The organism is Dokdonella sp. (assembly GCF_049593775.1).
In the GTDB taxonomy this organism is placed as follows: Bacteria; Pseudomonadota; Gammaproteobacteria; order Xanthomonadales; family Rhodanobacteraceae; genus Dokdonella.
This window is the reverse complement of record NZ_JBAWHJ010000207.1, coordinates 1-10,042: the sequence shown is the minus strand read 5'-3', so window position 1 is coordinate 10,042 and position 10,042 is coordinate 1. Positions and strand designations below refer to the sequence as shown.

6 protein-coding genes are annotated in these 10,042 nt (G+C 61.8%); 4 read left to right on the top strand and 2 right to left on the bottom strand.

Annotation, left to right across the window (positions count from 1 at the left end):
- The first annotated feature begins 37 nt into the window (after positions 1-37).
- From WBP53_RS07325 to prmC, 3 genes are all read left to right on the top strand, one after another.
- Positions 38-589: a Pycsar system effector family protein gene (locus WBP53_RS07325; RefSeq protein WP_423927429.1), complete on the top strand. Its 552-nt coding sequence runs from the start codon at positions 38-40 to the stop codon at positions 587-589.
- 67 nt (positions 590-656) lie between these two features.
- Positions 657-4,805: a hypothetical protein gene (locus tag WBP53_RS07320; RefSeq protein ID WP_423927427.1), complete on the top strand. Its 4,149-nt coding sequence runs from the start codon at positions 657-659 to the stop codon at positions 4,803-4,805.
- A 7-nt stretch (positions 4,806-4,812) separates the two neighbouring features.
- The gene (gene prmC, locus WBP53_RS07315; protein WP_423927425.1) at positions 4,813-5,643 is read left to right on the top strand and encodes a peptide chain release factor N(5)-glutamine methyltransferase; all 831 of its coding nucleotides are present in this window, start codon (positions 4,813-4,815) and stop codon (positions 5,641-5,643) included.
- A gap of 18 nt (positions 5,644-5,661) precedes the next feature.
- On the opposite strand, the gene dxs is transcribed toward prmC, so the two are convergent.
- Positions 5,662-7,554, bottom strand: a complete 1,893-nt coding sequence (gene dxs, locus WBP53_RS07310) for a 1-deoxy-D-xylulose-5-phosphate synthase (protein WP_423927423.1) — start codon at positions 7,552-7,554, stop codon at positions 5,662-5,664.
- Positions 7,555-7,979: 425 nt separating this feature from the next.
- Between dxs and WBP53_RS07305 the strand changes: the two genes are divergently transcribed.
- The gene (locus tag WBP53_RS07305; protein WP_423927421.1) at positions 7,980-9,533 is read left to right on the top strand and encodes a GNAT family N-acetyltransferase; all 1,554 of its coding nucleotides are present in this window, start codon (positions 7,980-7,982) and stop codon (positions 9,531-9,533) included.
- Between the two features lie 58 nt (positions 9,534-9,591).
- Here WBP53_RS07305 and WBP53_RS07300 read toward each other — a convergent pair.
- A partial coding sequence (locus WBP53_RS07300; protein ID WP_423927419.1) for an HNH endonuclease occupies positions 9,592-10,042 on the bottom strand: 451 nt, incomplete at its 5' end.

Here is a 10,042-nt window from a genome sequence, read left to right as displayed (position 1 = left end):
GTAAGATGTCGGGTAGCCACCCAGACGGAACGTCCCGATGAGCGATGCCCCGCGTCCACCCCTGACTTTCGCCCAGGTTCCCGAGCGCAACACCGCCGACAACGTCATGCGCACTGCGCAGCAGCATCACGTGCAGCTGTCAGCGATGGCCGATACCAAGGCCAACATCATCATTACCGTTTCCTCGATCGTGCTGACCTTGTCACTCGGTCGGCTGACTGATCCGGAATTGCGTGTATCGGTACTGATCCTCGCGGGATTCACCCTGGTTGCGTTGTTGCTGGCGATTCTTGCCGTGCTACCCAAGTACCGGCCGCTTCGCCTCAAGGGCGATGAGTTGCCGCCGAACTTCAATTTGCTGTTCTTCGGTCATTTCGCCGAGCTTTCGCGCGAACGATACATGGCTGAAATGAACAAGGTCCTGATGCCTGATGGCACGCCCTACAAGACCTGGGTTATCGACCTGTATTCACTCGGCACCTACCTCTCGCATCACAAGTACCGCTATCTGCGTTACAGCTATCTGTTCTTCCTGGCCGGATTTGTTCTTGCCTGTCTCGAGCAGGCCTGGCGCGTGCTGACGCATTGAGGATTTAACCCCGCTCGTCGAAGATGGGCGTTGCACGATGCACAGACCAAGTCGAAGGGGATCGCCAATGCGTGTTTTGTTCGTGTGCCTGTTTCTGATGGCGAATGTCGCACAGGCTGCTCCGGGATCTGTACCTGGCAGCCTCGATGAATGGCGACAGTGGGTTCTCAAGGACCAGGAATTTCGCGAATGCCCGCTGATCGCGGGAACGCAAGCCAGCGCCGCGAACGACTTCGCCTGCCTCTGGCCGGGAACATTGGATATCGAAGCGGACGCCAGGGGCGCGAGCCTGAGTCAGCGCTGGCAGGTTGAGGTCGACGCCTGGGTGCCCTTGCCTGGCAGTCACCAGCACTGGCCACAACAGGTCACCGTCGATGGCAGGGCGACACCTGTCGTAGACCGCAACGGACCGGTTCTCTGGATGCTGGCCGGCGAACATCAGCTGCGCGCGCGCCTGTCGTGGGCGGACCGGCCCCAGACGCTTGAGGTGCCCGAAGAAGTCGCGCTTGTTTCGCTGGTCGTCGACGGCAAGCAGATCGCACCACTGCAGCGCGCTGGCAACCAGCTCACGCTTGGACGAGGCAAGGCCGCCGCTGTCGAGGCAGACAGCATCGATCTGCGCATATTCCGCAAGTTCGCCGATGACATTCCTGGAGTGTTGACCACGCAGATCCGCATTTATGCATCGGGTCAGGCACGCGAGGAAGTGGTAGGCCCCGCCTTGCCTGCCGGCTTTGTGCCGCTGGCATTGATCAGTCAGAAATGGCCGGCCCGCCTCGATGATCAGGGCTTGTTGCACGTGCAGGTCCAACCGGGCAGCAATACGGTGACATTGACGGCACGGGCGGCGGCTCCCATCGAAATGCTGGTTGCCCGCTTGCCGGAAAACTGGGCCAAGCAGGAAATCTGGAGCTACGAATCTGTCCCTTCGCTGCGCGTCACCACGATCAGCGGTGCCGTCCAGGTCGATCCGCGCCAGGCGGATGTTCCCGATGCCTGGAGCAGCCTGCCTGCGTTTGCGCTGAATGATGGCGATGGCCTGACCATCGAGCAGCGCTCGCGCGGCCTCGATGCCGAGGTTGCCAATCGTCTCGACCTTCGGCGCGAGGCCTGGCTGGATTTCTCAGGTGATGGCTGGTTTGCACGTGACAGAATCAGCGGCCAGATGCTGAATGGCTGGCGCTTCGATCTGGCCGAGCCGTTTCATCTGCAGCGCGCGCAGGCTGGCAACGGCAATGACGACGGACTCCTGGTCACCAAGGGCGACATGCCGGGCATGAGTGGTGTCGAATGGCGCAACTCGCGGGTGGACCTCAACGCCGGCGTGCGCATCGATTCGTCGCAATCGACGTTGCCGGTCAGTGGCTGGAGCCAGGCGTTCGACCAGGTCTCCACCATCCTTCATCTACCCTACGGCTATCGCCTGATCGCCGCGCCGGGCAGTGACCGGGCCAGTGGCAGCTGGATGTCACGCTGGTCCCTGCTCGATGTATTCCTTGCCGCCATCATCATTCTTGTCGCTTCACGCCTGCTCGGCTGGGTGGGTGGTGTCCTCACGACCGTGTTCCTGCTGTTGGGCTATCAGGAAGATGGGTCACCATTGTGGACACTGTTGGCGGTAATCGTGCTGGCCCTTGTCGCGAGGCTCCTGCCGGAGGGGCGCCTGTCCTCGTTTGCGGGCTGGCTGCGCGCGGGTGCGGTTGGGCTACTGCTCATCGTGGCCCTGCCTTTCGCGGCCAGCCAATTGCGCCAGGCCCTGTATCCGCAACTGGAACCTTCCGCTGGCCAAGGCCTGGCAGGCGGATTTGCGGATGAGACTTTCGCGCGCCGCAACCAGGCGATGATTCAGGAGGCGCCGGTCGTAGCCATGGAGTACGAGGAGGCGGTAGGCATGGTTGCGCCGGCGCCCTCCGCGCCGCCAGTTGAAATGGATCAGCTCGACCGGTCGGTAAAGAAGACAGCGGGTGCACAACCGGGCCGCATGAGCTCGCTGAACTCGAAGTCCAAACTCGACTACAACCGACAGAAGCCGGGTAGTCGATACAGCCAGTCCACAGTCGTGCAGACGGGGGCCGGCGAACCGGGCTGGCAGCTCGGCAATCGCTATCAGCTCGAATGGAGCGGCCCGGTCCTGCCAGATCAGGACGTGCGCTTGCTGATCGCCGCGCCGTGGCTGGTGCGCATGCTGCGCGTGCTCATGGTAGTGGCACTGGGTCTGCTGTTGTGGAACCTGTTGCGCAATACGCGCTGGCGCTGGAAGCCCCTGGTGTCGAAGACGGCCAAGGTCGGCATCGTTTCGTTGTGCCTGTCGTTGGCAATCCTGCCCGTCGCGCAAGCCGAGAGTTTTCCGCCGCAGGAACTGCTTGAGCAGCTCAAGGCCCGGCTTGTCCAGCCTCCGCAGTGCGCACCGCAGTGCGCGAACATCGCCAACGCGCAGACCGCGATTGCCGGCGATGGATTGCGGGTAACACTTGAAGTGCACGCGCAGGATCATGTCGCGGTGCCGCTTCCGGGTGATACGAATGCACTTGCCATTCAATCCATCAACGTCGATGGCACTCGAAGGGATGCGGCTGTCAGCAGGAATGGCAAGGCCTGGATAGCGCTGGACCGCGGGGTCCATCGCGTGGAGATCGATTCCACGATTCTCGGCGATCGCATCGAGCTGGCATTTCCCATGGCGCCGGAGCGAATCGGTTTCAATGCCGAAGGCTGGGTCGCCACTGGCATTGCGGACGATCGCCTGCTCACCGAAACCCTGAATCTTGCCCGGATGCGCGCGGATGCTGAAACGGGTGCGAACTCTGCGGAGCAACGCTTCCCGCCCTATGTCCGGGTCCACCGGACCTTGAACCTGGGTCTTGAGTGGAGCGTTGATACGACGGTCGAAAGGCTGGCTCCACGCCAGGCCGGTTTCACTGTGAGTCTGCCCACGATTGCCGGGGAGCATGTCTCAACGCCTGGCCTGAAATTGCGCGATGGCGAGCTGACCGTTGGCCTGGCAGAAGGCGAGACTCGGACTGGCTGGAACAGCACGCTCGATCAGGCCGGAAGCCTGAGCCTGACAGCGCCGGATCTTGACAGCCATGCAGAGGTCTGGCGCATCGAGGCCGGTCCAACCTGGCATCTGGAATTCAGCGGTGTTCCCGAATCGGCATCCTCACAGGAGGGGGGCGCCGGCGAATACCATGTGTTTGAATTCCACCCTCTGCCAGGCGAGGTCCTGGATTTGAGGGTCTCCAAGCCTGTCGCCGTGGAAGGTGCGACCCGGGCCATCGATACGCTGAATCTGACCAGTGAATTTGGCCTGCGTGCGCGCAATCACAACCTCGAATTCGACCTGCGTGCGAGCCAGGGCGGTGATCAGGTCATCACATTGCCCCCGGAAGCCGAACTGCTCGGTGTCACACGTGATGGGCAGGCGATTGGAGCGCGTGTCCTCGAAGGAAAGCTGAGCCTGCCGGTGAATCCTGGAGCGCAAAAATACATCGTTCGCTTCCGCGAGAACGCCGAATTGGGTGCGCGCATCCATACGCCGGACGTCGCACTGGGATTGCCGGCTGCCAACATAACCCTGGCCATCGACCTGCCCAAGGATCGCTGGTTGCTGGCTGCGTTCGGTCCTCCGGTGGGGCCTGCAGTACTGTTCTGGGGCGAGTTGCTGGTTGCCATCCTGCTTGCGGGGTTGTTGTCACGCTGGCGCAAGGGCCCGCTGCGGTTCCACCACTGGCTGTTGCTCGTCGTCGGATTCTCGACGTTCTCGTGGCTGGCCCTGCTCGTGGTCGTGGGCTGGCTGTTCGCGCTGGATTGGCGTGCACGCTGCGAAGTCGCGACCAACTGGAAATTCAATCTGGTCCAGCTGGGGCTGGCTGGACTGAGCCTTGTTGCCCTTGTCTGTCTGTTTGAAAGCATTCGAAACGGGTTGCTGGGAAGTCCTGACATGGTTGTTCGCGGCAACGGCTCCTGGTCCAACCACCTGCAATGGTTCGCCGATCGTAGTGGCGACGTATTGCCGGCTGCGAGTGTCGTGTCACTGCCGCTATGGATGTACAACCTGGCCATGCTGGTCTGGGCGCTGTGGCTGGCATGGGCTGTAGTGGGCTGGTTGCGCCAGGGATTCGCAGCATGGATGAACGACGGCTACTGGCGTCCGTGGCGGGTTGCGGCACCGGACTCCACTATCGACCTGCCGCCACCGCCACCGCCGGCCGCGTGATGGCCTGATGGGTACGATCAGGAAGTTGCTGGGCGCATATAGCCGCCCGGGCGAAGTCGAGGCGCGCCATGAGGCCGAGATCCTGCTCGGCCATGCGCTGGGTCGGGATCGTGCCTGGCTGTTCACCCATGCGGATGATGTACCTGGTGCGGATGCCGTCCTGCGTTTTCGCCAGTTGATGCAATCGCGTGAGCGCGGTGAACCGGTTGCTTACCTGACCGGTCGCCGCGGGTTCTGGACGCTTGATCTTGCGGTCACCCCCGACGTTCTCATTCCGCGTCCGGAAACCGAGTTGCTCGTCGAGCTGGCGCTTGAACGCATTCCGGTTGGAAGCGAATGCGAGGTGGCCGATCTCGGAACGGGCTCGGGTGCGATCGCTTTGGCCATCGCCAGCGAACGTCCGCTGGCACGCGTGCTCGCAACCGATGCCAGTGCGCCAGCATTGGCTGTCGCACGAGAGAACGCGGAGCGACTTGATTTCAACAATGTGGAATTCGCGCTGGGAAACTGGTGCGCAGCGATGGGCGCTCGCCTATTCGACGTGATCGTTTCGAACCCGCCCTACATCGAGGCCGACGACATTCACCTGGATCAGGGTGACCTCCGCTTCGAGCCGCAGTCTGCGCTGGCCTCGGGAAGTGACGGGCTTGATGCCATTCGCGATATCGTCGGGTCAGCGTCGACACATCTCGGACCAGGCGCGTGGCTGCTGCTTGAACACGGCCATGACCAGGGAGAGCGTGTGCGCGCCATTCTGGAAAGTCAGGGCTTTTCGGAAACCCGAACCTGGCGCGATCTTGCAGGCAAGGATCGAATCAGCGGTGGTCAGCGGGCCTAGGGCGCGATTTGCGCGTTATCAACCGGTGCTCCGCATCGCGGACATGGGCAGATGATCCGCGAAACGCGTTCGAATCGACGCCTCGATGCCGTCCGCATCAAGTCCTGATTCGGCCAGCAACTCCTCGCGGCTGGCGTGTTCGAGGTAGGTGTCGGCAAGGCCAAGATGCAGGATTGGCACATTGATGCCATTCGCGGCCAGCAGTTCGGCGACTCCCGCGCCAGCACCGCCAGCAATGGCGTTGTCCTCCAGCGTGACCAGGGCGGCGTGGCTGCCGGCCAGTTCGAGGATCATGGACGCATCAAGCGGCTTTACGAAGCGCATGTTGACCACAGTCAGGCCGAGGGCCTCGGCGACCTTGATGGAGGGTGCCAGCAGGGCTCCAAAAGCGAGCAGAGCGACTCCTTCTCCACGTTGGCGCAGTTCGGCCTTGCCGATCGGCAAGGTGGACAGTCCAGGGTCGACGGCGACTCCTGTCCCGCTTCCGCGCGGATAACGCACGGCTGCCGGACCCGGGTGCTTGAAGCCGGTGCTCAGCATCTGTCGGCACTCGTTCTCGTCTGCTGCCGCCATGACCAGCATGTTTGGAATGCAGCGCAGGTAGGAAAGATCGAAACTGCCTGAGTGGGTGGCGCCATCCGGCCCGACCACGCCACCGCGATCGATAGCGAAGAGCACGTCGAGGTTCTGCAGCGCAACGTCGTGGATCAGTTGATCGTAGGCGCGTTGCAGGAAGGTCGAATAGATCGCCACGACAGGCTTGGCACCTTCGCAGGCCATTCCGGCGGCAAGGGTGACGGCATGCTGCTCGGCGATGCCGACATCGAAATAGCGCGCGCTGTATTCCTTTGAAAAACGTACCAGTCCGGAGCCTTCACGCATGGCTGGCGTAATCGCGTAGAGGTCTGGATCGGCCGCGGCCTGATCGCACAGCCAGTCACCAAAGATCTCGGTATAGGTGGGCTTCGCAGCGCCTTTCTTGGTCAGGCCCTTGTCCGGATCGAACGGGCCCACGGCGTGATAGTCGATCTGCTGGCGTTCGGCGGGCGCGTATCCCTTGCCCTTGGTGGTAACCACATGCAGAAGCTGTGGTCCCTTGAGCTCCTTGAGCGTGCGCAGAGCCTGCACAAGTTGTGGCAGGTCGTGCCCATCGATCGGGCCGGTGTAGTGGAAACCGAGCTCCTCGAACAGCGTGCTTGGCATGAACATGCCCTTGGCATGCTCTTCCCAGCGCTTCATGAAGCGCCAGACCAGGCCTTCACGTTTCATCATCTTCTTGCCGCCTTCGCGCATGCGGTTCAGCGTGCGGCTGGACATCAGGCGGGCCAGCATCTGGGTCAATGCGCCAACGTTCTCGCTGATCGACATCTGATTGTCATTGAGGATCACGAGCATGTCGGGCTTCACGTCGCCGCCATGATTGAGCGCTTCGTAGGCCATGCCGGCCGTCATTGCACCATCGCCGATGACGGCGACGACCTTGCGCGGGTCATTCTTGCCTTGCGCGGCGATCGCCATGCCGAGTGCCGCGCTGATCGACGTTGAAGAGTGGCCGACGCCGAAGGTGTCGTAATCGCTTTCCTCGCGTCGAGGAAATGGTGCAAGGCCATGCTTCTTCTTGACCGTGGTGATGCGGTCGCGGCGGCCGGTCAGGATCTTGTGCGGATAGCACTGATGGCCGACATCCCAGACCAGTCGATCCGTCGGCGTGTCGAACAGGTAGTGCAAGGCCACGGTCAGCTCGACGACGCCGAGTCCGGCTCCAAAGTGGCCACCAGAACTTGCAACGGACTGGACCAGGTAGTCGCGCACTTCCCTGGCAATTGCTTCCAGTTCGTGCTCGGGGAACTCGCGCAGGCATGCGGGTGAATCGATGCGCGAGAGGCGCGGATAGCGGGCGGAATCGATCATCGGGGGCCAGGACATCGGACAGGCACCCATTTTCGGCTACCCGAACGGGCGGGGCAAGGAACGATGCATGAACAGGGGCGGGCGCAATCTGGCCATTTCATGCGCTCGCCCCTGATTTGCAGGAATCCACGGGCGCAACTGGCCTGCTATCACGCTCGTCCGAGGGTGGCAGTTTGCCGCTGCACCGGCGTGTTTCGTGGCGTGCATGCGCAGACTGCGATGGAGTTGCAGGCCGAAACTTGTCAGCGCAGCGGGGGTAGCATCTACTTGGGGCGGTGGATCGCGTACGGGTCGAGCACCAGCCAATTCGGCCCGGATCGCGGTCGGTAGTACCGTCATTGATCGATTCCGGCTCAATGCCACCGTCCCGACGTCGGCACTCGCATCCGCCGGAATCTCGAAATTCGTCAAGGAAACTCTCGCACATGTCCAACGAAAACAAGGCCAAACTCGTCCTGCGCAATGCCGGTCCCGGCGATATCGATGCACTGGTTGCGCTGACCGGAAAAGTCTATGGCGAAGCCTGGAGCCATTCGGCGGACATGTTGCGCGGCCAGCAAGCCCAGTTTCCAGCTGGTCAGTTCGTGGCCGAGTACGACGGAAAGATCGTTGGATTCTGCGCAACCTTCCGCATTGACGAAGAACCGGCAATGGCGCCTCACAGCTGGAACGAGATTACCGGAAGTGGCTATGCGTCGCGCCACGATCCCGATGGCAACTGGCTTTACGGAATGGATGTCTGCGTCGACCCGGAATTTCGCGGCCTGCGCATCGGGCGGCGCATGTACGAAGCGCGGAAAAAGCTCTGTCAGAAACTGGGCATGCGCGGCATCGTGTTCGGTGGTCGCCTGCCGGGCCTGGAAAAACGCATCAAGGCTGTCGGCACCGTCGACGACTATGTGAAGTCGGTGCGCGAAGGACGGCATCGGGATGCAACCATGAGTTTCCAGTTGCGCAACGGCTTCGAGCTGATCGGCATCCTCGAGCACTACGTGCCCGGCGATCGGGAATCCATGGGCTATGCAGCGCATCTGGCCTGGCGCAATCCGGATCGTCATGACCAGCCCAAGACACCGACCCCGTTCAATCCCAAGGGCCTGCCTGATCGCGTGCGCGTCGCCACGGTCCAGTACCAGCAGCGCCGCATCACGAGCTTCGAGGAGTTTGCGCACCAGGTCGACTATTTTGTCGATATCGCTGCCAGCTATGAGTCGGACTTCGTGGTCTTTCCGGAACTGATGACCCTGCAACTGCTCTCGATCGAGAATTCACCGCTGCCATCGGTGGAGGCCGTACGTCGGCTAACCGAGTACACGAGCCAGGTGAAGGAGCTCTTCAGCGGGCTCGCCGTGCGCTACAACATCAACATCATCGGCGGCTCGCACCCTACCGAGAATGCCAAGGGGGCCATGCGCAACATCTGCTATGTGTGCCTGCGTGACGGTTCCGTGCACGAGCAGGAAAAAATCCATCCAACACCGAATGAACGCACCTGGTGGGGGATCAAGGGCGGCCATCAGGCGTCGACGATCCAGACCGACTGTGGCCCGATCGGCGTCATGATCTGCTACGACTCCGAGTTCCCGGAGCTGGCTCGCCATCTGGTCGACCAGGGCGCGCTGATCCTGTTCGTGCCGTTCTGCACGGATGAACGGCAGAGCTACTTGCGCGTGCGCTATTGCGCCCAGGCACGGGCGGTCGAAAACCAGTGCTATGTCGTGCTGTCGGGCAATGTTGGCAATTTGCCCGGCGTGCACAACTTCGACATCCAGTACGCGCAGAGCTGCATCCTGACGCCCTGTGACTTCCCGTTCGCGAGAGATGGCATCGCAGCCGATTCCACGCCAAATACGGAGATGGTGTTGTGGGCGGACCTGCGCCTCGAAGATCTGGCGCGTGCGCGCAACAACGGCACCGTGCAGAACCTCAAGGACCGTCGCCATGATCTCTACCAGCAACGTTGGATGAAGCGCGATTAGAATTCTGGCGTGGGCGAGTTGGGCGCTCTCTCGAAGGGAGCCAACAGCGAACAGCCTGTCAGGATGGGCGTCGCTTCTTCGGCAAATGATTGATCAGAAATTCCATCTGGTCGGTGAGGATGTTGCGGTTCGACAGGATCAGGTGTTCGACCCAGCTTGGACGGTAGGGCACGGCTAGCAGGGGCATATGCGCCTGCTGCGGTGTACGTGAACCCTTCTTCACGTTGCAATGCAGGCAGGCGGTGACGACGTTCTGCCAGTTGTCGCGGCCACCCTTGGAAATGGGGATGACATGGTCACGGGTGAGCTCACCGCGTGAATAGTGCGTGCCGCAATACATGCAGATCATGCGGTCACGCGAGAACAGTGCGACGTTGGTCAACGCGGGTGCCGGGTCAATTCCTCGGTGACGTGCATGCCCCGTGGTGGCCACGATCGGATGCAGATCCAGGGTGCTCTGTTCACCGGAGTGCCGGTTGGTGCCACCGTGAATGGTCAGGCAGGGATCG